This is a genomic window from Vreelandella neptunia, assembly GCF_034479615.1.
Taxonomy (GTDB): Bacteria; Pseudomonadota; Gammaproteobacteria; order Pseudomonadales; family Halomonadaceae; genus Vreelandella; species Vreelandella neptunia.
On record NZ_CP140255.1, the window covers coordinates 2,478,732 to 2,498,168 of the forward strand.

The window sequence follows — 19,437 nt, forward strand, 5'->3', positions numbered from 1 at the left end:
CGTGATGAGTTCATCTGTCAGCATTACGCTCAACCAATGCAGCCGCACCTTTGCTGGCGGCAATACAGCGCTACAGCCGCTTGATCTGCAGGTTAATGCGGGCGAAACCCTGGTACTGCTGGGCCCTTCCGGCTGCGGCAAAACCACCACCCTGCGCATTATTAGCGGCCTGGAAAGCCCCGACAAAGGCGGGCAAGTGCTGTTTGGCGAGCGTGATGTCACCGCTCTGCCGATTGAGAAGCGCGACGTGGGAATGGTGTTTCAAAACTACGCGCTATTTCCCAACATGAGCGTCGCCGACAATATTGCCTACGGCTTGAAAATACAGCGTTTGCCGCGTGCCGAGATCGCCCATCGGCTTGATGAAGTCATGCGCATGGTCGACCTACAAGGCTTTGGGGAGCGGCGCATCGATGCCCTTTCGGGTGGGCAAAAGCAGCGCGTCGCTCTCGCCCGTGCGATTGCTGTTCGCCCCAAGGTGCTGCTGTTTGATGAGCCGTTAGCAGCTCTAGACGCCAAACTGCGCGACCGCTTACGCATCGAGATTGGCCAACTGCTACGTGAATTGGGCACCACGGCGGTCTACGTCACCCACGATCAAGACGAGGCGATGGCCTTGGGTGACCGCATCGCGGTAATGCAAGCCGGACGCATTGCGCAATTGGGCACGCCCCAGGAGATCTATCATCAGCCGGCCAACGCCTTTGTGGCCGATTTTATTGGCGCGGTTAATTGCCTGGACGTGATCAGCACACGCGCCGATGGAGGATTGGTCGTCCATGGAGGTGGACTCCGAGCCTCACATTTGCAGGGAGTATCCACTGTCTACTGCCGTCCAGAAGATATTCAGGTGGTTTCCGTAGACCAAGCCGATGTAAAGGGGAAAGTGGTACAAAGCATTTTCCTGGGCCAGACCCAGCGCCTGATGGTAGACACGGGCGGCGCTTCGCCACTCCAGGTTGAGGCACCCTCCCGTCAGCGCTGGCCAAACGGCACTGCCATTGGTTTGGCACTTCACTCTAGCGTGCTTTTTCATCCAGATAAGCCCACTCCCCCTGTTAATGCCAAGGAGATGGCCAATGGCTGATCAAGGTTTAAACATTCAGAAAGCCCCTCATGCCCAGCAATGTCTTATCGCCCAGATTAGCGATCCGCATATCAAGGCGGGCGGGAAGCTCTCTTACCGCCAGGTAGATACCGCCAATGCGCTGCGTGAAGCAATCACCACGCTCAATCAGCTAGCGCCGCGGCCCGACCTGGTGCTGATTAGCGGTGATTTGGTTGATTTTGGCCATCCTGACGAGTACGCCACCTTTAAGCAGATCCTGGCTGAATTAACGCTGCCCGTGTACTTGATCCCTGGCAATCATGATGACCGCGAACATCTGCGCGCCGCCTTTCCCGAGCACCGTTATCTGTTTCAGCACCGCGACTATTTACAGTGGGTGTTGGAAGACTACCCGGTACGCATTGTAGGGCTCGACTCATCGGTGCCCGGCACCCCCCACGGAGAGTTAAGCGATGAAAGTCTGCAGTGGCTAGACACTACGCTGGCAGAGCAGCCCGAAAAACCGACTCTCGTCATGGTGCATCACCACCCTTTTGTTAGTGGCATCGACCATATGGATCGCCAGCCGCTGAAGCGACCAGACGCGCTAGCCGACATCATTGGCAAACATGCCCAGGTCGAGCGCGTGCTCTGCAGTCATCTGCACCGTTCGATCCAAGCGCGCTTTGCGAACACCCTGGCGATTAGCTGCCCTGGGGTTTCCCATCAGGTGAGTTTGGATCTCACCCCAGACGGCCCCTCCAGCTTTCAGCTAGAGCCCCCCGGTTACCTGCTACACCAGTGGTCGGCAACTAACGGCATGGTGACTCACCAAGGGTTTATCGAGCACTACCCAGGCCCTTTCCCGTTTTATGATGCTAATGGGTTGATTGATTAGGTCGTTAGACTGGGAGCGAGCGCTGTTTTGTCTGTGTTAGCCAGCGCCAGCTCCCAGGCTTGTACCATCTGCTTTTTTTCTAATCCCCAGCGGTAACCACCGAGGGCGCCGCTTTGTTGAATTACCCGATGGCAGGGGATCCATAGCGCGATGGGATTAGCGCCCACCGCATTGCCCACTGCTCGGGACGATTTAGGTGCCCCCAGCGCCTGGGCAATATGGGAATAGCTGGCAAATTGCCCCTCGGGAATCGTTAGCAGCGCTCGCCAAACCGCTATTTGGAAGTTGGTGCCGGTTACGTGTAGCGAGACAGCGGTAGCCCCCTCTTCGGGCTGAATAAACAGCCTCTCCACCGCGTAGCGGGTGGCCTCAGGACTATGTTGAAAGGTGCTGTGCGGCCACTCTTTGGCCAACCTTGCCAGTAACTCCTCAGAATTAGTCGTATCGACAAACCCCATTCGACAAATACCCCGGGGGGTTACCGCGACGAATAGGCGACCTAAGGGTGTTTCGTGAACACCGTAAGCGATCTCCACTCCTTCCCCCTGGCGCTTATACTCGCCGGGCGTGACCGCCTCTAACTGAACAAAGTGGTCGTAAAGCCTTGAGCCACCGCTAAGCCCAAGGGTATGGGCGATATCCAACAAAGAAGTGGACGAATGCATTAACTGCTTGCTGCGCTCTAAGGTGAGCGCCTGTAAAAAGCGTTTGGGGCTAATCCCCGCATAGCGGCAAAACAGCCGCTGGAAGTGAAAGGCACTCAAATGAACATGAGCAGCCACCGTTTCCAGATTGGGCTGTTCCGCCGCATGAGCCACCATATAGGCCATGGCTTTTTCGATACGCTCATAGTCATTCATTGGGTTATCTCTCTAGCGGGGCTGCTCAGTTCCTTTCAGCCTAAGCCTTCACGGGCGAGTTGCCGACCCGAATCTTGCGCACTGGCAGGTGATAAGACCGTTTATGTTTAAAAGAGACGTTATGTTTAACAGACATTTCCACCAGTTTTCGCTAGGGTAATGCCCCGCCTCCATTGACGGTACACGATACGCCCATGCAAGACTTGATCAATGACATTGCAGCCGCCATGGCAAACGCCGAAGAACGCGGTAAGGTCGCAGACTATATTCCCGAGCTTGGCCATGTTGACCCACAGCAATTTGCTATTTCGCTCGCCACCGTGGATGGCAACGTTTATTCGGCAGGTTGTGGTACCACGCCCTTCTCGATTCAGAGTATCTCTAAAGTATTTACGCTGACCATTGCACTAGGGCAAGTGGGTGATTCGCTGTGGTCAAAAGTAGGCCGCGAGCCCTCAGGAGACCCTTTTAACTCAATCGTGCAACTAGAGCATGAAAGCGGCAAACCGCGTAACCCCTTTATCAATGCCGGGGCCATTGCGGTGGTCGATGCGATCATGATGGGCCACGAGCCCAAAGAGACGCTGGGCGAGATTCTTAGCTTTGTGCGCTATATCGCCAATGACGACAGCATTTACTTCGACCACGCAGTGGCCGCTTCAGAAATGGCCCACCGCGACCGCAACGCCTCGTTGGCTCACTTTATGAAAGCCTTTGGCCGCCTGCGCCATGATGTCGATAAGGTGCTAGGCACCTATTTTCACCAGTGCGCCATCGCCATGAGCTGTGAGCAGTTGGCCCATGCCGGGCTGTTTTTGGCCTCGGATGGTATCAACAAACCCAGTGGCATTCGCGTGGTAGCCCCCCAGCGGGCACGTCGTATCAACTCGCTAATGATGATGTGCGGGCACTACGATGCCTCGGGGGAGTTCGCTTTTCGCGTCGGCCTGCCTGGCAAAAGCGGCGTGGGCGGCGGCATTCTGGCAATTGCACCCGGCCATGGCTCCATAGCTGTTTGGTCGCCGGGGCTAGATGCCTACGGCAATAGTTTGTTGGGCACCCAGGCGCTCGAAATGTTTGTGCAGCGCACCGGCTGGTCGGTGTTTGGGCATTAGCAGGGCAACGCTTTAAGCAACGACCTCAATTTTGTGCAATACCGCCAGCCGTTGCCATTGCAAACTCCTGTCACCACCGAGGAGGATGACAATGAGCGTCTTATTAGCATCGACAGCCTTACCCATGGCCGCATTTGCGCTTGCCGCGTCTATTTCGCCGGGGCCGGTCAACATCGTTTGTTTGAGTAGTGGTACGCACTACCCCATCACTAAAGGTCTTGTTTTTGTAACCGGCGCCACGCTGGGGTTTATCGCGCTATTTTTAGCCATCGGTGCGGGCCTTTACTCTTTGCTGAGTGTGGCGCCGCTGCTGGAAACGGTTTTACGCTGGGCAGGTATTCTGTTTTTACTCTACCTCAGCTATCAACTGCTACAGCACGACGGGCGCTTGCAGGAGCGAGGCGGCGTTAAAGCCCCAGGGTTTATGACAGGCGCCATGATGCAGTGGCTCAACCCCAAGGCGTGGCTGGCGTCTGCCGCTGGCATTGGCGCCTACACCACTGCTAATGAGCCCCATCTTCTATGGTTGTTCGCCGGCCTCTATCTGCCTATTTGCTGGCTATCGCTGGCCAGTTGGGTATATGCAGGCGCTTTTCTGAAACGCTATGTTCATCGTCCTACCATCTTACTGACGATTAACCGCGCACTCGCTATCTGCCTGGCGGCTAGCGCTATTGTCTTACTGGTTGAGTAACGGATAGCGGTACTGGTTGGGTGTCGCTGCTACCAGCCGCTTAAACGTTCTCTGAAAGTGGGGCTGGTCATTAAAGCCAGCGCTCAAAGCCGCCTCAACGATAGGTTGTCCTTGTTTTAACGCTTGCTGCCCCATCTGAATGCGCTGATTAATCAGGTAAGCGTGGGGCGTTAGTCCGAAGTGCAGTTTAAAGGCGCGAATCAGGTGCCCAGCGCTATAGCCGGACTGCTCACATAGGCGTTCTAGCGATATATCAGCGCTACAGTTGGCACGCAAATAGCCCGCGACCTGTTCTAGCGCACTGGGCGCTTGGGGCAATGCCGCGGGGGATTCTTGAGCAAGCACTTTCAGAATGGTGGACAAGTATTCGACTAGCGCCGTTTGCTTATCGCTAATCTCGCGGTGTTCATCCAGCAAACAAGCGGCCATATCGCAGTACCCGGCATACAGCGCTGGCTGGATAATGACGGCGGTAGCGATATCTTGCCAATACGGCGTATTCAACAGGCCCAATTGGTAACGCAATTCACTCAGCCACTCGGTATCGACGTAGAGCATCAGGTAGGCCCAGGGCTGGTTCTCGATAGGGTTGCAGGCATGCACCCAGTGGGGGTTCATCATAACGATGTCTCCCGCGCTAATGTGATGCGTTGCATCGCGATAGCAAAAAGTGCTTTTACCTGCGGTAACGGCCCCCAGCGACCAATGCGTATGACTGTGTGGCGCATAGCAAACTTGTCGCGCGTCGCTAATCTTGCGCAGTTCCACATAGGGCATACGCGCATCCCGCCAGAAGATAGGTGACGAAATTGTGCTCATGTTCTGCTCGTGTTATTCAAAAATAGCCTTTGACGCTTCGGCTTGACCTAGGCTGGACAATAGCACAGCACAAGCCCAGTATGGGCCGCTGATAAGCGCTATATGAACTAGATTGCATAGGGATGCGCAACGCCTAATATGTCAGGAGGACACCATGGCCAATAGTATGAATAACCCCGACCACCGTGATGCGATTACCCTTTTCGCCCGCATGGGTTACGCCTCTCGGGGCATTGTGTATGTATTAGTCGGCGGCCTTGCAGCGCTGGCAGCCTTTGGGCAAGGCGGCCAAACAGAAGGCAGTCGGGGTGCCTTAGAACGCGTGCTCACCGCTCCCTTCGGAAAAGTCATGTTAGCCCTTATGGCCATCGGCTTGGTGGGCTACGCGATGTGGCGGATCATCCAAGCCGTTAAAGATACTGACCATCACGGCAACGGCGCCAAGGGGCTGGCAATTCGTGCGGGCTTATTGGCCAGCGCCATTACCCACACGTTGTTGGCTTTTTTTGCCGCCACACTCATCTTGCAGTTTGCGGGCTCTTCAGGTGATTCAGGCGGCGGCTCTCAAGGCGTCGCAGGCTGGCTGATGCAGCAGCCTTTCGGGCGCTGGCTGGTAGGCGGGGTCGGCCTCATCATGATTGGGGTAGGCATTGCCCACGCGCTGAAAGGCTACAAGGCCAAATTCGACAAACACTTTGCTATGCCAACACAAACTCAACAATGGGCCTATCCTATCTGCCGTTTTGGCTTAGTGATTCGTGGCTTGGTATTTGTGATCGTGGGTAGCTTTTTTATCATCGCCGCTTATCAAATCAATCCCAATCAAGCAGGCGGTATGGGCGAAGTGTTTAGCACCCTGCGAAGCCAACCCTACGGCCAGTGGCTACTGGGTTTTGTCGCGCTGGGGCTCTTCGCGTTTGGTCTCTACAGCCTTTTAGCGGCTGTCTATCGCCGCATTAATCCCGAAGTGTAGAGACCTGCATGGCCATAGCATCCAAACGCACTAAGCAGTGGTTTGAGCGCATTAACCGCTCGAAGAATATGCTGTGGCTGCTGGGCACCCTCTCCTTTCTGGAGACTATTATTCTGCCCATTCCTCTTGAGCTGGTGTTGATCCCGCTGATGGCCGTTAATAGGCAGCGGCTGTGGTTACTGGCTTTGGTCACTACTGCGGGCTGCCTCGTCGCGTCGCTGGTGGGCTACAGCATTGGCTTAGTGCTTTATGAGTCGGTCGGTACGTGGTTTATTGAGTCTATGGGGATGCAGAGTAGTTACCAGGCATTTCAAACATTTTTCGCTCAGTACGGTTTTGCCGCCATTTTGGCCATTGGCATACTGCCAATCCCCTTCCAAGTGGCAATGATTACCGCCGGGCTTTCCGGCTACCCAATTATGCTGTTCGTATTGGCGGCGTTAACCGCCCGTGGCTTGCGCTACTTCGGCCTTGCCTGGCTGGTTCACCGCTTTGGCCACCGTGTTCTGGTACTGTGGAAACGCCATGCCTTGATAACCAGTTTGGTGGCAGGGGTTATGGTACTTGCGGTGGCCCTAGGGATGCAGGCACTCGCGGGGCTGATGGTGTAAGCCGCTGAATCGGTGGCAATCAGCTAAATACCGTAATCTCGCTCGACTTTAGCGATACGGGTTTTGAAGTGCTGGTACCACTGCTGATGGCCTAGCCGCTGAGCCTCTTGATGCTCAGCATGGGCTTTCCACGCTTTAATAGACGCCAAATCGGCCCAGTAAGAGACCGTTACACCTACTTCATTGCGGGCAGACTCCACTCCTAAAAACCCCGGCTGCTGCGCTGCAAGCTCAACCATTCTTGCCGCCATTGCGTCATAGCCGTTATCGACCTCGGTGCGTAGTGAAGTGAAAATAACGGCGTAGTAAGGCGGTTCAGGGGTGTCGGCAATGTATAGCATGGGTTCCGTCGCGGCTGAAAAAGGATTAATGAAGCTCTAACCATTAAGCCCGGTTTATTGCTCAGGCTCCGGTAGTAACGACTCGCCTTCCATTGTGACTAAAAAACTCTCCCATAACGTATGGGTACGCGCTTGAGTCAGCTGTTTTTTACACGAAAGCGACATTACGCCTCTTATGGTGCCATCACGCCACTGGGTGTACACCGCATCGCAATGAGCTTGACGGTAACCTTCCCATAACTCTTGGGCCTGCTGAATCGACTCCACCAAGGCGTCATCAGCCTCATTGCGGTTTAGCGCTGCGACGAGATAGCGGTGCATTTCCGCCTCAGCGGTTTCTAGCTCCAACTGCGCACACTGGTTGATCTCCATCGTCGACATAGCGTTTTCGCAGTCTTGAGCAGTATCAGAAGCAAATGCTGGCAGCGTAGCGAAGGCTAAAATCAAACCGACAATATAGTTCATGCCGTTTTCCAGTTAAGGGTTTTCCTACACTATAAAACATAAGGCCTCATAAATACCTACCCGACAGGTACACTTTTACCATGTACGGCTTTGCAGTATGTCTACTCGTGAATGCCCACACTTTACGCGAACTGGAGTACCGTCTCAGCCATCACTTTTATGGGCATCCGGCCCAGAGGCCATGTGCTTCGCCTTCATATCCTTGAACGCCTCCATGATGTCCATGGGCAGTGGGAAGACGATCGTCGAGGCGTTCTTGTTGCTCATGTCGCTCATGGTCTGCAGATAGCGCAGTTGCAGCGCGGCGGAGTTTTCCTGCATCACGTTAGCCGCTTCGACCAGCTTCTTGGAAGCCTGTAGTTCACCCTCGGCATGGATGACCTTGGCGCGACGTTCGCGCTCCGCCTCAGCCTGGCGGGCAATGGCGCGGATCATGCTCTCGTCAAGATCCACGTGCTTGATCTCGACATTCGCCACCTTGATGCCCCAGGAGTCCGTCTGGGCGTCGATGATTTCCTGGATATCATCGTTGAGCTTGTCGCGCTCGGAGAGCATTTCATCCAGGTCATGCTTACCCAGCACCGAACGCAGCGTAGTCTGGGCAAGCTGACTGGTGGCCTGGGTAAAATTCTCCACCTGAATAATCGCCTTTTCCGGATCCACCACCCGGAAGTAAAGCACAGCGTTGACCTTCACCGTGACGTTATCCTGGGAGATCACATCCTGCTCGGGCACGTCCATGGTGATGACGCGCAGGTCGACCACCTGCATCTTTTGAATTGCGGGAATCACGATGACCAGGCCCGGCCCTTTCACCTTCTGATAGCGGCCCAGAAAGAACACTACGCCGCGCTTGTATTCCGGCAGGATGCGGATGGAGGCGGCGATTAGTAGCACCACCAATACGACTGGGACAAGATACGAAATAATCATGGGGCACCTCGTTTAGCGGTTGATCAATTACCTGACGACGGCCACCAGGGCCAGGGTCGCTAGGGATGTGAGACGTAGACCGTCAAGCCTTCAAGACGCACTACCCTTAGCTCGTCACCCTGCTTGACGGGAGCATCGCTCACCGCATTCCAACGTTCGCTGTGCAGCCAAACGTGGCCGTTGGTTTCAAAATCTTCCAGGGCAACGGCGCTGGCACCTATCATCTGCTCGATACCGGTATGCGCCGGGCGACGGCGCAGCGTGGCAAAGCGCGTCAACGTCCACAGCATCAGGCCGCCGGAGACCAGCGCCACGCCGCCAATCAGCGGTAGTGAAATCGCCATGTACTCGGCATCCATGAGCATGATCGACCCGAGTACAAAAGCAATGATGCCGCCGAGCCCCAAGACGCCGAAGCTGGGCATCAGTGCCTCGCCCACCATCAGCGCCAGCCCGACCACAATCAGCGCCATACCGGCGTAGTTGATCGGCAGCACCTGAAACGCAAAAAGGGCAAGCAACAGGCAAATCACGCCAATGGTGCCGGGGAACAAGCTGCCGGGACTGGCAAGCTCGAAAACCAGCCCGTAGAAGCCGATGATCATCAAAAAGAAGGCAATGTTGGGGTTGGTGATCAGCGATAACACCTGGGTGCGCCAATCAGGATCGAAGCGCTCAATGGTGAGGTCGACGGTCTCGAGTGTGGCATCACCGCTTTCCATGACCACACTCATGCCATCGATCTGCTCAAGTAGACCGGTAAGATCGCGCGCCACCACTTCGATGACGTTCTGCTCCAGCGCCTCGCTGGCAGTGAGGTTGACGGCATCACGCACCGCGTCTTCGGCCCAATCGGCATTGCGATCATGGCGTTCCGCCAGGCTGCGGATAAAACTCACCGCGTCCTCCATCACCTTGCGTTCCATAGCGCTGCCCTCGCCTTCCGACTCGTCAGCCGCGCTGTCATCGTCGCCTTCATCGCTGCCAGACAGCCCGCCGCCCATCTGAATGGGCGTGGCCGAACCGAGATGCGTCGAGGGGGCCATGGCGGCCACGTGGCTGCCGTAGAGCAGATAGGTGCCAGCGCTTGCGGCGCGCGCACCGCTGGGGGATACGTACATGACGACGGGGATATCGGCGTTGAGCATCTCGCGTATCATGTCGCGGGTAGTGTCGACCAGCCCGCCGGGGGTATCAAGCTCGACGATCACCACCTCGCTGCCCTGCTCGCGGGCTTTATCCAGCCCACGCTCAAAGTAGTCCTTGGTCGCCGGGCCGATCGCGCCTTCGATATTGAGCACCAGCGCACTGGAAGACGAGGACTGTGCCATGGCCTGCCAGGTCAACGACATGGTAGCCATTAGCAAACCGGCAATTATCAACCAGAGCCAGTGCGGTTTGAGAGAAAGGGTTTGCATACCCGCTCCTCGCATTCAACGCCTGAACATTCCCCTCTGAATCTGAAGCTTATCCATAGCAACATACACAAGGCTATCTACTCAACGTAGCAGCCACTTTGATCTTCGTCATGAACAACGTGAAGGCAGGACTCGCGGGTAAAAAGAGCCTGAACTAAGGCAGCGATTTTGAAGGCCAGAGGTGGTCGAAATATTTTGAGGAATCGGTTAGTTCAAGTAATAACCACTCACTTTCCACGTCCCCTCTTCCAAGTGAGGGGTGATGGTTTCCGTAATCTGCGGTCTGTTTTCAAAACTGGTTTGGAACGTCAAAACCGCGTAGTCATCTCTTGGAGCCCCTGGCATAGAGGTTTCGCGGACGACGCTTACTCGCCGACGGGACTGAACCGCACCAAAGTCACGGCGCGCTGCACCAATCGTCCGTTCTAACATGTGCGGTGAAAGAGGCTTTTTTAGTAATGAAGACGAAGTTTCCCATGCCTGCTCATACTGACCGCTATCGATGGCTTCTAGCCACGCCAACGCCGCCGCCTCTGCCGCACTCGTGTTTGCCTGCACTTGGTTAGACAGAATGAGAAGCAAGGTGATGATAAAGATCAGCATTTTCGGCATAGCGGGCACTCGTGGCATTTAGGATCAAGCAGAGACATATAGATGGTCTTGGTTATATATATCGGTAATCGTCAGAGTTTCTTTAGTGCCGCAAAATGTATTTGTGTAATCGTAAAGCTCCAAGCTGTAAACGCTTCTCAAACCCTACCCGCTCGTTTACTATGCGCCACCCACCCTATTTCAGTTGCCACTATTAGGTCACTATGTCCGTTAACGCCCTCTATACCGACCTTTCTGGCTACTACGATTTGATGTGCGTGGATATCGACTATCAAGCGCAAAGTCACGCCATTCACAGGCTGCATCAGATTTTCGGTAACGGCGGTACGACACACCTAGATTTAGCCTGTGGCACCGGCCCACACGTGCGCCATTTCATTGATTTTGGATACGCCAGCAGCGGACTGGATATCAACCAACCCATGCTGGATATCGCCGCCACACGTTGCCCAGAAGCGCTCTTCACGTTGCAAGACATGAGCGACTTCAAAGCCAACGAACCTCAAGACTTAATTACCTGCTTTTTATACTCAATCCACTACAGCGATGGCATTGAAAAGCTAAAAGCATGTATCTCCAGTGTTCATTGCGCACTCAAGTCTGGTGGTATTTTCTGTTTTAACGCCGTCGATAAAGACAAAATCGATAACGCTTTATCTGTTAAGCACCACGCCAAACAAGCAAACGATTTATTCACCTTCCGCTCCGGATGGCACTACAGCGGCCAAGGCGAAAAGCAGTCGCTTAGACTCAGCATTGAAAAAACCAACCCTGAAAGCACACAGCTATGGAACGACGAACACCCTATGGTGGCCGTCAGCTTTGCAGAGTTAAGCGCACTCTTAGCAGCTCACTTTGAGGTTCATGTGTTTGAGCACAACTATGAAAAAATCATCCCCTGGGATAACGCCTCTGGAAACGCTATTTTTGTCTGTGTGAAGAAATAAACCCTACTGGCTACTGATAATCACCACCTCCCCTTCCGTGCTGTCCGTTAGAAAACATTGCCACACATGGCCGAAATTGACCTCTTTGTGACCGGCCAACGCATCGTTGCCTGAATGCACAACAGCTAATCTGTCACTTCACTTCAACACAATGAGATTAGCCATGGCCCAGCCTAAAACCGCATTACTATTAATTGATGTTCAAGCCTCCTTCCCCGCCCGTGATTACTGGGTAGAATCACTGGCTCAGACGTGGCGCCCCAAGCAGCGTGCCGTGCTAAACGCAGCCCAGGCTAACGAGATACCGGTCGTGCGCATTCTGCATGAACAGCCTGGCAGCCAAGGAGCTTTCGACCCTGATGGTGGCCTTATTCGCCCGCTTGATGACTTTAACGATGAAGTGGCGGCGACCTTTCATAAGCGTGTACATAACGCCTTCAGCGATACCTCGCTTGAAAGCTGGTTACGGGAGCGAGGCATTGAACGGCTGGCGATTAGCGGTATTCGCACCGAGCAATGCTGCGAAACCACCGCACGGGTGGCGTCGGATTTAGGGTTTAGCGTCGACTTTATCAGCGATGCTACCCTAACGTTCCCTATGACGCGCCATGGTGTTACTTGGTCAGCGGATGATATTAAAGCGCGCACCGAACTGGTACTTGAAGACCGCTTTGCGCGTATTATCAGTACACAAGACATGATCAATGAATGGCAAAACCCACGTGAGTGAAGAGCAACAACATAGCCAACCGCCATCCCCAAGAGCCACAACCCTGCGGGTGGCGGTATTGATGATGCCCGGCCAGGTGCCGCTTGATTTGGTTGGGCCACTTCAGGTCTTACAGTGTGCAGACCGGCTTTCGATAGACGTTCAGGTGCGCTATATCGGCCCCAAAGCGGCTATGCAATGGCTAGGGCCGCTTACCCTTAGCGGCATTGATCCTTTGCCTGAACGGCTTCCTGCTCAAGATTTACTGCTGATCCCGGGGCAGTACCGCAATCGCCTTGAGCCATTAGCGCAACAAGAGTGTGTCGCTTGGCTCAAGGCGAATGCCCGCTGTGCGGATACGCTAATGACCGTTTGCTCCGGCACGCTACTACTGGCGGATGCTGGCCTGTTAGAGGGGCGACGCTGTACCACCCACCACACGCTAATTGAGCAGTTGCAGTCCAAAGCCCCACAAGCAAAGGTACAACGTGATTGTATCTTTACTGAGGATGGGCGCTATTTAACCAGCGCGGGGATCTCAACTGGGATCGATACCATGCTTTACTGGCTGACCCGTGCTTGTGGCCATTCACTGGCCTTGGCGGTAGCGCGGGAAATGGTGCTGTATCTTCGCCGCAGCGGTCAGGAGCCTCAACTGGGCGCCTGGCTTGAGGGCCGCAATCATGTGGATGAAAGGCTGCATCGCGTTCAAGATGCAATATGCGCCGCCCCTTCGCAAACCTGGCGTGTCGAAACATTGGCGGCTCAGGCAGCCATGAGCGAGCGTCATTTTCGACGCCAATTCAAAAGTCTCACCGGCATGCTGGTGGGCGACTACATTATGGGGTTACGCCTGCAGCGAGCCAAAGCGTTAATGACCGAAACGACCTGGACGCTAGCACGCATCGCCGAAGCGTCCGGATTCGGTGATGAACGGCAGCTAAGGCGCAACTGGGCTCGCCAGGAAAAAGCGCCGCCTAGCGTGTGGCGGCGAGCCTGCTCCCAAAAACTGCTTGATTGAGGCAATAAGAGCTACTATCGGTAAAACCTATCGCTGACTGACGCCATGACTGACCTCATTCTGCCCAGCAACACTGACTATCTAAACTTCCGGCATCGCCTGCCTGATAGGCGATTAACGCCTTGGGTTCAATGCTTTTGGTCAATGGGAACTCCAGGTCACCTCACTGAACCCAGAACCGAAAAGTTCTACCCCGATGCAGGAGCTAGTCTTAGCATTAAACTCTCCAGCTCCCGCCCTCTCATCACGCTCTGTTTCAACAGGCGAACGTTAATAGAAACACTCGACACAACCACACCCTGTTTGGGCATTCGCTTTAAAGCGGCAGGCGCCCACAGCTTGCTGGGCTTACTACCCGAAGCATTCGCAGATACATACCATCGCGTGGATAACGAGCTTGAAGAACTAAGTGTGCAAAAATTAAGGTTGCAAGGATTAATGCCTGTGGTAGAGCGCCTCTACCAGTTGGACTCACAACAGGGATTACGCCTGCTGGAAACATGGTTGTTAGATCGACTAAAGAGCCAGCCACCTGCCAATAGCCGTATCACTACGATTGTTCAAGCCATTGGAGAACTACAGCTTTCCCCCCAACAGTTAGGTGCTACGCTAGGGTTTACTCGACGTACCCTGGAGCGCAAATTAAAACGTGAGGTAGGCGTTACCCCTGGCCAATTAGTGGCCTATGCCCGGCTGAACCGAGCCCGCCATGGGCTGCTTGCAACTACGCTTCCCTTAACGGAAATAGCCCTGCAATGCGGCTACTATGACCAAGCTCACTTCACCCATGCCTTCCAAACCCTCGCCTATGAAACGCCCGCCGCCTATCGCAAGCGCAAACTGTCGCAAATTTACAAGGCGTAAAAAAACCTCGACGTTAAGGTGAGTTCTCAACTTACTTACCGAGGTCACCCATATGTCTACTCGTATGTCTCAACAGTCTGTATATCACCTTTGCCCCCGCCTAGCTAAGCACCTGACTGCACTAGGCGACGTTGCCCCAGACTCAACGGTTAATCGCTCGATAATCCACTTGGTCAACCTACGTGTTTCGCAAATTAATCACTGCTGCTTTTGTCAGCACATGCATTCGCAAGAGGCCAGAGACGATGGCGAACACCAGGTTCGCTTAGACGTATTGCCTGCTTGGCGTGAAGCCCCCTGCTTCAGCACAAAAGAGCGCGCCGCACTCGCCTGGGCCGAAGCACTGACACTGGTCAGCCAGCAAGCGGTGAGTGACGACGACTATCAAAACGCCTTAGCTGCGTTTGGTGAGCAGGGGCTAATTGACCTCACCGCCATTATTGTCCAAATCAACAGTTGGAATCGGGTATCGGTGGGCTTTCAGTTTGCTCCGGACATCAGTATTTAAGCACTGTGAGGCTCTTGAAAGTAATAGTTCAGATAAGGAAATAAAATGAACAGTGAGATAGCGCAGCATCAACAGCTACCCAACCTACTCGGTCTCTTATCAAGCTTATTTTTCTTCTTTGGCAGTCTTTTGTTTCTTCCCGCTTTTGCGAGCTACGCAACCGTAGGCGTATGGTGTTTTGTAATGGGCTCACTGATCATGTTCATTATTTACGTGATGAGTATGAAAAAAGCTGGTAAGAAGCGCGGGTAATAGAGCACACATACGAATGTAAGAAACGTCGGTTATAACCGCTGGGTTAGCTACCCAGCGGATTGCTGGCTGTAATGCCTTTCAATATTGGCTGAAACCTTACCCCAGGCGGAGGATTTCACTCTAGCTTGATGTCGCTCAAAAGCGTCTCGGTCAATGAACTCTTCATACACGTCAAATCGATAGAGGTTCATAGTGCATTGAACAACCTCAAAAACGAGGCAGCCGGGCTCAGCCAGGGTTAACCGCTTATGGTTGATGAGCTCTGCTTTAACAGCATTCAGATCCGGCTCGGAGACGATGATAAACCCTTTCAGTATGACCTTTGGCATTGACTTCCTCGGCGCAGAATCTGCCAACTGCGCTAATGATATGGTTCCGCAACAGTCCATAGGCAGACTTGATGACCTTGTACTAAAGTGTGCTTCACTGCATGATTTTGACATTGCCGTTTCACAAGGCTGGGTAAATAGATGAATACAGCGCAACTTGAAACCATCACGAACGAAGCAATGACCCTATCGGAGAAAGAGCGGGCCAAACTCGCTCATGATTTGCTAGCAAGCCTAGATGGTATGGCTGAAATCAGTGTATCGGAAGCTTGGGACGCGGAGATATGTCGCAGAATCAATGAGATTGAATCTGGCAAAATCAAATCTTTAGATGTCAGTGAAGTCCTTGAGCGTGCCAGAGCTCGGTTAAGGAACTGATTTTGATAGTAAAGGTTAGTCCAGAGGCTGCAGAAGAACTGATGGAAGCCGCAGCTTGGTATGAACTCGAATCACCGGGGCTTGGTGAATAAGCTTATTGATACCTTTGAACAAGCTACCACAAAGCTAAGCGAACCAAATCCACCACTAGTTCCTGCAATAGGCGAAGCAAGCAAACGTGGTGCAAAGCGCTTGATCCTTCAACAATTCCCGTTTTCCCTTGTGACTGTTTCCAATAACCAAACAATTACCATTGTTGCTTTCGCCCATCACTCGAGAAAGCCGGGCTACTGGCATAATCGGGTTAGCCCATAATGCCACTCATCGCGCACCTATCGCTTTCATTTCATTAGTATGAAGTACGCCCCTCTACTGCTGAGTTAACCGATACTGCCTCACTGGACGGCCATGAAACTCAAGGATGTCGAACGCAGAAAACCCTGCTTTCTCTGCGACCTTAAGTGATGCACCATTTTCAGGCTCAATAATAGCCACCACCGACGATAGCTGCTTTTGATTAAATGCCTTATGGAGTACCGCTTGCACTGCCTCAGACGCCAGCCCCTGGCCCCAGTACCGTTTGGCTAGCCGATACCCTAGCCCCATCTCTTCAACACCATTAACCTCTTCGTGACTGACACCGCAAAAGCCAACAAGCTTACCGGAATCCTTCTCGACTAAAGCCCATGGCCCGATACGGTGAGAGGCATAGCTATCCAAACACCACTCGATAAACCGCCGAGTCGCCGTTTCATCGCAAACGCCTCGAATCGAATATTTCATAACCTCAGGGTCGCTGAGGATATTGGTCAACTCGGGAACATCGTCTAAGGAGAACGTTCTGATATCCAGCCTCTCCGTTTCACAAATTTGCACCATTTCCTCCTTGTTGATAATGCTCCCGGCAAGCGCTAGCTCCGCCCCAATTGATTGTCGGCAGGAGTGTGCCTTTACTGAGCCTAAGCCCTCGACGTTGGGTAAAACAGCTACCAAAAGTGGGGACAGCTCAAGGAAGGGTTTAAGCGTCGCGATGGTTTGGCGAAGCGTCTGAAAACTCAACGATGGCTTCAATTTCCACAGCAAACCCCTTCGGCAATGAGCCAACACCAATGGCAGAGCGTGCATGCTCACCGCGCTCACCAAGAACAGTAACAAACAGGTCGGAACAACCGTTGATGACTTCAGTGTGAGAAGTAAAATTAGGATCAGCATTGACCATACCAAAAACTTTCACGACACGCTGAACCCGATCAAAGTCACCCAGGGCTTCTTTAATGAGCGCAAGGAGATACAGGCCAACCTCTTGAGCGTACATCCGAGCCTGCTCAACAGTGACTTCCTGCCCAACTTTTGGGACAACAACTCCCTCTTCTCGCAACGGAGCACCCTTACCTGACAGATAGAGCATGTTGTCCGAAATGGCATAGGAACGAAAGTTGCCCCTTGGCGTGGTAACAACGGGCAGTTCCAAGCCCAACGAACGGATACGCTCTTCCGCGGTTGATTTCATTACAGGCTCCACATATAGGCAGATAAGGTGTTGGTGACAACTCGCAATGGTTTATTAAAGATCCTCAATATAAAGAACGCTGGATCCAGCGTAACTTGCAAACTTAAATTCATATATAGAAGCCAATGGGCTGGTTGCCTTCATAAGGCAACAATCCAAAACAAGCAGGCGTAGAGGCCAAAAAAGCATCAGCGTAACTTGTCCTATCGGCAGTAAACAGGTGCTCTTGATTTTCAGATTCAGCAAGTTTGACATTCAAGTCATAAAGATCGTTGATATTTTCTTTATTTACTCTAGCAAGTTCCATAGCTTCATTGCCAATTAATTTTCAACCAATTTTCACGATAAAGAAATAGTTGATCTCGGTGTAGTGCTAACTAGCCCTGCCGATACGACAATCATCTATAAGACCTTTACCACCAACCTTGGCCAGGTTTGTAGCCATCGCTTAGCGCATATTCGGGCTTCAAAATCCGTTCGTTTGGGCCGTTTGGGATTTAATGTAATTGTGTAGTCAAACAGTGGCTGCACGCCAAAGGGAGCGACAAGAATAACGTCTCCATCATCATCCAAAGCAGCGCCTACAGCAGTTTCTACTTCTACCCAGAAACTCATGGCATCTTCAGTGGACGTATAAGGGGAGTCATTATTTCTCTCGTGCATTCTTGCCTGGTTCTTTACCGACCAGGGAAACGTTGCGATTTCCCTTAATCCTTGCTCGATCTCATGATCACGGGAATCGCTTATGTCGTCAGGATCGAAGTAAATTAAATCGATGTCGTTAAGGGCCGTATTCGTTGAAAAGCTATGCAGCTTGTCCCACACCAAGTTTCTAACAAATCCAGCAGCGAGACACCACCCCGGCAGCTTCTGCGCAGCCGCTATTGTCAGCGCCTCCATACGTGCCTGATCACTCATCAGCCATTTTTTAACCAGCGCTTCATGCTCCATCTCAATACCTTACTACCAATGCGCCTATTTTGACTTGCTGGGTGGTGCTGAACCATCCAACGCTGGACACGTTATAGCTCCCCTATCCCTGCTGCTACAGATCAGATTCATGGTTGATACCGTCGCTAACCGGTACACCATCCAAATCACAGGGGTTAACGCCTTCCAGACACCCGATATTGAATCCATACACATTGGGGTTCGAGCGCGTTTGGTGGTGGGTGTAGATGCCGCAATTTGAACAGAAGTAATGCTTTGCGATGCCCGAATCGAACTGATACAGCTTTAGATGCTCGGCGCCGCGGAGAATGCGCAGACCGTTCAATGGTACATAGGCCATAACAGCGCCTTTGCGCCTACAAATAGAGCAGTTACACCTTTTTGGGTCAACCAGACCATCAGGCAGATCGAGTTCGAGCTCCACCATGCCGCAGTGGCAGGTAGCTCTGTGCCTAGGTTGAATGTTAACTCCACCCACTTGCTTGATCACAGCCTTCTCCCTCGTATCTATCGGTGGCGAGGCGTTTTATAAGTTAGCATCAACTTCTTTCAGCCCTAGAAGCAGCGCTGCGCCAATCAAAAACGATCCAGATACCTTACCTAAGTACTGGCGCGCTGATGACTTTAGTTGCGTACTAACCCATTCAGCTGATTTACCGTAGGAAAACAAGAAAACCGCATCCATGATGAGATACGTGGCACTCAGTATCGCAAACTGATACAGAAGGGGCTCAGATGGGTTAATGAACTGTGGAAAAAGAGCAGCGAAAAAAATAACGGCTTTAGGGTTTGCGGCTGAAGTGATAAAACCTTGCCAAAATAAGCTGTTTTTCGACCGTCCCTGATTCGCCACACCTACATGGCTCCCACTCTTTGAGAAGATCAACCTTAGGCCTAAGTACGATAAATATGCCACCCCCGCCCACTTCGCAACGATAAAGAACTCACTGGATTGGTGGACAATGCTCACCAAACCTATCGAGGCGACAATCATTTGTAAAAAATTGGCTGACAAATCGCCAGCAGCGGTAAATAGCGACCGTTGGAAGCCATTGCTAACGCTATTGGAAAGCATCAAAAGCTGGCTAGGGCCAGGCGTACTCATCAAAATGAATACGGTGCTGACATACAGAAGCCAAATTTCCGTTCCCATAGCCCCTCACTTTTCAAAATTAAAG

At 52.9% G+C, this 19,437-nt stretch carries 27 protein-coding genes and 1 pseudogene; 14 read left to right on the forward strand and 14 right to left on the reverse strand.

The window, feature by feature from the left end:
- The first annotated feature begins 4 nt into the window (after window positions 1-4).
- Complete coding sequence (locus SR894_RS11515) at window positions 5-1,087, forward strand: ABC transporter ATP-binding protein (RefSeq protein ID WP_133732322.1); 1,083 nt, start codon at window positions 5-7, stop codon at window positions 1,085-1,087.
- Window positions 1,080-1,946 carry a phosphodiesterase gene (locus SR894_RS11520; RefSeq protein ID WP_223288150.1) on the forward strand — a complete coding sequence of 289 codons (867 nt, stop codon included), beginning with the start codon at window positions 1,080-1,082 and terminating at the stop codon, window positions 1,944-1,946. Before SR894_RS11515 ends, SR894_RS11520 begins: the two co-directional genes overlap by 8 nt.
- Here the strand turns inward: SR894_RS11520 and SR894_RS11525 are convergent.
- Window positions 1,943-2,806: a bifunctional transcriptional activator/DNA repair enzyme AdaA gene (locus tag SR894_RS11525; RefSeq protein WP_133732320.1), complete on the reverse strand. Its 864-nt coding sequence runs from the start codon at window positions 2,804-2,806 to the stop codon at window positions 1,943-1,945. The genes SR894_RS11520 and SR894_RS11525 overlap by 4 nt on opposite strands.
- A 194-nt stretch (window positions 2,807-3,000) precedes the next feature.
- Between SR894_RS11525 and SR894_RS11530 the strand changes: the two genes are divergently transcribed.
- On the forward strand, window positions 3,001-3,921 hold the full coding sequence (locus tag SR894_RS11530; protein WP_133732319.1) for a glutaminase: 921 nt from the start codon (window positions 3,001-3,003) through the stop codon (window positions 3,919-3,921).
- Between the two features lie 85 nt (window positions 3,922-4,006).
- Window positions 4,007-4,615 carry a LysE family translocator gene (locus SR894_RS11535; protein ID WP_133732318.1) on the forward strand — a complete coding sequence of 203 codons (609 nt, stop codon included), beginning with the start codon at window positions 4,007-4,009 and terminating at the stop codon, window positions 4,613-4,615.
- On the opposite strand, the gene SR894_RS11540 is transcribed toward SR894_RS11535, so the two are convergent.
- Window positions 4,601-5,434 (reverse strand): AraC family transcriptional regulator, encoded by an 834-nt coding sequence (locus SR894_RS11540; protein ID WP_133732317.1) that lies wholly within the window; start codon window positions 5,432-5,434, stop codon window positions 4,601-4,603. The two genes, SR894_RS11535 and SR894_RS11540, sit on opposite strands and share 15 nt — an antisense overlap.
- Before the next feature lie 154 nt (window positions 5,435-5,588).
- Here SR894_RS11540 and SR894_RS11545 point away from each other — a divergent pair, with 154 nt between their 5' ends.
- The gene (locus SR894_RS11545; protein WP_133732316.1) at window positions 5,589-6,407 is read left to right on the forward strand and encodes a DUF1206 domain-containing protein; all 819 of its coding nucleotides are present in this window, start codon (window positions 5,589-5,591) and stop codon (window positions 6,405-6,407) included.
- Window positions 6,408-6,415: 8 nt separating this feature from the next.
- Window positions 6,416-7,018, forward strand: a complete 603-nt coding sequence (locus SR894_RS11550) for a YqaA family protein (protein WP_133732315.1) — start codon at window positions 6,416-6,418, stop codon at window positions 7,016-7,018.
- 23 nt (window positions 7,019-7,041) lie between these two features.
- Here the strand turns inward: SR894_RS11550 and SR894_RS11555 are convergent, their stop codons facing one another.
- From SR894_RS11555 to SR894_RS11575, 5 genes are all read right to left on the reverse strand, one after another.
- Complete coding sequence (locus SR894_RS11555; protein ID WP_133732314.1) at window positions 7,042-7,359, reverse strand: antibiotic biosynthesis monooxygenase family protein; 318 nt, start codon at window positions 7,357-7,359, stop codon at window positions 7,042-7,044.
- 54 nt (window positions 7,360-7,413) lie between these two features.
- Complete coding sequence (locus SR894_RS11560) at window positions 7,414-7,824, reverse strand: lysozyme inhibitor LprI family protein (RefSeq protein ID WP_133732313.1); 411 nt, start codon at window positions 7,822-7,824, stop codon at window positions 7,414-7,416.
- Between the two features lie 144 nt (window positions 7,825-7,968).
- Complete coding sequence (locus SR894_RS11565; RefSeq protein WP_133732312.1) at window positions 7,969-8,757, reverse strand: slipin family protein; 789 nt, start codon at window positions 8,755-8,757, stop codon at window positions 7,969-7,971.
- A gap of 59 nt (window positions 8,758-8,816) precedes the next feature.
- Window positions 8,817-10,175: an NfeD family protein gene (locus SR894_RS11570; RefSeq protein WP_133732311.1), complete on the reverse strand. Its 1,359-nt coding sequence runs from the start codon at window positions 10,173-10,175 to the stop codon at window positions 8,817-8,819.
- Between the two features lie 207 nt (window positions 10,176-10,382).
- On the reverse strand, window positions 10,383-10,787 hold the full coding sequence (locus SR894_RS11575; RefSeq protein ID WP_133732310.1) for a DUF4019 domain-containing protein: 405 nt from the start codon (window positions 10,785-10,787) through the stop codon (window positions 10,383-10,385).
- Between the two features lie 203 nt (window positions 10,788-10,990).
- On the opposite strand from SR894_RS11575, the gene SR894_RS11580 reads away from it, so the two are divergent.
- The 7 genes and pseudogenes from SR894_RS11580 (at window position 10,991) to SR894_RS11610 (ending at window position 15,088) form a co-directional block, all read left to right on the forward strand.
- Window positions 10,991-11,734: a class I SAM-dependent DNA methyltransferase gene (locus SR894_RS11580; protein WP_223288151.1), complete on the forward strand. Its 744-nt coding sequence runs from the start codon at window positions 10,991-10,993 to the stop codon at window positions 11,732-11,734.
- 163 nt (window positions 11,735-11,897) lie between these two features.
- On the forward strand, window positions 11,898-12,464 hold the full coding sequence (locus SR894_RS11585) for an isochorismatase family protein (protein WP_133732308.1): 567 nt from the start codon (window positions 11,898-11,900) through the stop codon (window positions 12,462-12,464).
- Window positions 12,439-13,464, forward strand: a complete 1,026-nt coding sequence (locus tag SR894_RS11590) for a GlxA family transcriptional regulator (protein WP_208862700.1) — start codon at window positions 12,439-12,441, stop codon at window positions 13,462-13,464. The genes SR894_RS11585 and SR894_RS11590 overlap by 26 nt, the downstream gene beginning before the upstream one ends.
- A gap of 45 nt (window positions 13,465-13,509) precedes the next feature.
- Window positions 13,510-13,830, forward strand: a pseudogene (locus tag SR894_RS11595) (DUF6597 domain-containing transcriptional factor); the annotation flags it as partial.
- Between the two features lie 45 nt (window positions 13,831-13,875).
- A complete protein-coding gene (locus SR894_RS11600; RefSeq protein WP_244286571.1) occupies window positions 13,876-14,328 on the forward strand; it encodes a helix-turn-helix domain-containing protein in 453 nt (150 codons plus the stop codon).
- Window positions 14,329-14,380: 52 nt separating this feature from the next.
- Window positions 14,381-14,836, forward strand: a complete 456-nt coding sequence (locus tag SR894_RS11605) for a carboxymuconolactone decarboxylase family protein (RefSeq protein WP_133732306.1) — start codon at window positions 14,381-14,383, stop codon at window positions 14,834-14,836.
- A gap of 45 nt (window positions 14,837-14,881) precedes the next feature.
- Complete coding sequence (locus SR894_RS11610) at window positions 14,882-15,088, forward strand: YrhK family protein (protein WP_133732305.1); 207 nt, start codon at window positions 14,882-14,884, stop codon at window positions 15,086-15,088.
- 50 nt (window positions 15,089-15,138) lie between these two features.
- Here SR894_RS11610 and SR894_RS11615 read toward each other — a convergent pair whose 3' ends face one another.
- Entirely contained in the window at window positions 15,139-15,534 is a 396-nt protein-coding gene (locus SR894_RS11615; protein WP_322535404.1) for a putative quinol monooxygenase, read from the reverse strand.
- 27 nt (window positions 15,535-15,561) lie between these two features.
- On the opposite strand from SR894_RS11615, the gene SR894_RS11620 reads away from it, so the two are divergent.
- Complete coding sequence (locus SR894_RS11620; protein ID WP_133733706.1) at window positions 15,562-15,798, forward strand: addiction module protein; 237 nt, start codon at window positions 15,562-15,564, stop codon at window positions 15,796-15,798.
- A gap of 369 nt (window positions 15,799-16,167) precedes the next feature.
- Here SR894_RS11620 and SR894_RS11625 read toward each other — a convergent pair whose 3' ends face one another.
- The 6 genes from SR894_RS11625 to SR894_RS11650 form a co-directional block, all read right to left on the reverse strand.
- Window positions 16,168-16,677 (reverse strand): GNAT family N-acetyltransferase, encoded by a 510-nt coding sequence (locus tag SR894_RS11625; RefSeq protein ID WP_133733705.1) that lies wholly within the window; start codon window positions 16,675-16,677, stop codon window positions 16,168-16,170.
- 139 nt (window positions 16,678-16,816) lie between these two features.
- A complete protein-coding gene (locus SR894_RS11630) occupies window positions 16,817-17,308 on the reverse strand; it encodes a RidA family protein (protein ID WP_133733704.1) in 492 nt (163 codons plus the stop codon).
- Between the two features lie 109 nt (window positions 17,309-17,417).
- Window positions 17,418-17,615 (reverse strand): hypothetical protein, encoded by a 198-nt coding sequence (locus SR894_RS11635; protein WP_133733703.1) that lies wholly within the window; start codon window positions 17,613-17,615, stop codon window positions 17,418-17,420.
- A 95-nt stretch (window positions 17,616-17,710) separates the two neighbouring features.
- On the reverse strand, window positions 17,711-18,259 hold the full coding sequence (locus tag SR894_RS11640; RefSeq protein ID WP_133733702.1) for a nucleotidyltransferase family protein: 549 nt from the start codon (window positions 18,257-18,259) through the stop codon (window positions 17,711-17,713).
- A 94-nt stretch (window positions 18,260-18,353) separates the two neighbouring features.
- Window positions 18,354-18,749 (reverse strand): GFA family protein, encoded by a 396-nt coding sequence (locus SR894_RS11645; RefSeq protein ID WP_133733701.1) that lies wholly within the window; start codon window positions 18,747-18,749, stop codon window positions 18,354-18,356.
- A 36-nt stretch (window positions 18,750-18,785) separates the two neighbouring features.
- On the reverse strand, window positions 18,786-19,412 hold the full coding sequence (locus SR894_RS11650; RefSeq protein WP_133733700.1) for a LysE family translocator: 627 nt from the start codon (window positions 19,410-19,412) through the stop codon (window positions 18,786-18,788).
- Between the last annotated feature and the right edge of the window lie 25 nt (window positions 19,413-19,437).

Coding starts and splice junctions, on each gene's coding strand:
- SR894_RS11515 (WP_133732322.1), top strand. CDS start 5: ATGAGTTCATCTGTCAGCATTACGCTCAACCAATGCAGCCGCACCTTT.
- SR894_RS11520 (WP_223288150.1), top strand. CDS start 1,080: ATGGCTGATCAAGGTTTAAACATTCAGAAAGCCCCTCATGCCCAGCAA.
- SR894_RS11525 (WP_133732320.1), bottom strand. CDS start 2,806: ATGAATGACTATGAGCGTATCGAAAAAGCCATGGCCTATATGGTGGCT.
- SR894_RS11530 (WP_133732319.1), top strand. CDS start 3,001: ATGCAAGACTTGATCAATGACATTGCAGCCGCCATGGCAAACGCCGAA.
- SR894_RS11535 (WP_133732318.1), top strand. CDS start 4,007: ATGACAATGAGCGTCTTATTAGCATCGACAGCCTTACCCATGGCCGCA.
- SR894_RS11540 (WP_133732317.1), bottom strand. CDS start 5,434: ATGAGCACAATTTCGTCACCTATCTTCTGGCGGGATGCGCGTATGCCC.
- SR894_RS11545 (WP_133732316.1), top strand. CDS start 5,589: ATGGCCAATAGTATGAATAACCCCGACCACCGTGATGCGATTACCCTT.
- SR894_RS11550 (WP_133732315.1), top strand. CDS start 6,416: ATGGCCATAGCATCCAAACGCACTAAGCAGTGGTTTGAGCGCATTAAC.
- SR894_RS11555 (WP_133732314.1), bottom strand. CDS start 7,359: ATGCTATACATTGCCGACACCCCTGAACCGCCTTACTACGCCGTTATT.
- SR894_RS11560 (WP_133732313.1), bottom strand. CDS start 7,824: ATGAACTATATTGTCGGTTTGATTTTAGCCTTCGCTACGCTGCCAGCA.
- SR894_RS11565 (WP_133732312.1), bottom strand. CDS start 8,757: ATGATTATTTCGTATCTTGTCCCAGTCGTATTGGTGGTGCTACTAATC.
- SR894_RS11570 (WP_133732311.1), bottom strand. CDS start 10,175: ATGCAAACCCTTTCTCTCAAACCGCACTGGCTCTGGTTGATAATTGCC.
- SR894_RS11575 (WP_133732310.1), bottom strand. CDS start 10,787: ATGCCGAAAATGCTGATCTTTATCATCACCTTGCTTCTCATTCTGTCT.
- SR894_RS11580 (WP_223288151.1), top strand. CDS start 10,991: ATGTCCGTTAACGCCCTCTATACCGACCTTTCTGGCTACTACGATTTG.
- SR894_RS11585 (WP_133732308.1), top strand. CDS start 11,898: ATGGCCCAGCCTAAAACCGCATTACTATTAATTGATGTTCAAGCCTCC.
- SR894_RS11590 (WP_208862700.1), top strand. CDS start 12,439: ATGAATGGCAAAACCCACGTGAGTGAAGAGCAACAACATAGCCAACCG.
- SR894_RS11605 (WP_133732306.1), top strand. CDS start 14,381: ATGTCTACTCGTATGTCTCAACAGTCTGTATATCACCTTTGCCCCCGC.
- SR894_RS11610 (WP_133732305.1), top strand. CDS start 14,882: ATGAACAGTGAGATAGCGCAGCATCAACAGCTACCCAACCTACTCGGT.
- SR894_RS11615 (WP_322535404.1), bottom strand. CDS start 15,534: ATGTCAAAATCATGCAGTGAAGCACACTTTAGTACAAGGTCATCAAGT.
- SR894_RS11620 (WP_133733706.1), top strand. CDS start 15,562: ATGAATACAGCGCAACTTGAAACCATCACGAACGAAGCAATGACCCTA.
- SR894_RS11625 (WP_133733705.1), bottom strand. CDS start 16,677: ATGGTGCAAATTTGTGAAACGGAGAGGCTGGATATCAGAACGTTCTCC.
- SR894_RS11630 (WP_133733704.1), bottom strand. CDS start 17,308: ATGAAATCAACCGCGGAAGAGCGTATCCGTTCGTTGGGCTTGGAACTG.
- SR894_RS11635 (WP_133733703.1), bottom strand. CDS start 17,615: ATGGAACTTGCTAGAGTAAATAAAGAAAATATCAACGATCTTTATGAC.
- SR894_RS11640 (WP_133733702.1), bottom strand. CDS start 18,259: ATGGAGCATGAAGCGCTGGTTAAAAAATGGCTGATGAGTGATCAGGCA.
- SR894_RS11650 (WP_133733700.1), bottom strand. CDS start 19,412: ATGGGAACGGAAATTTGGCTTCTGTATGTCAGCACCGTATTCATTTTG.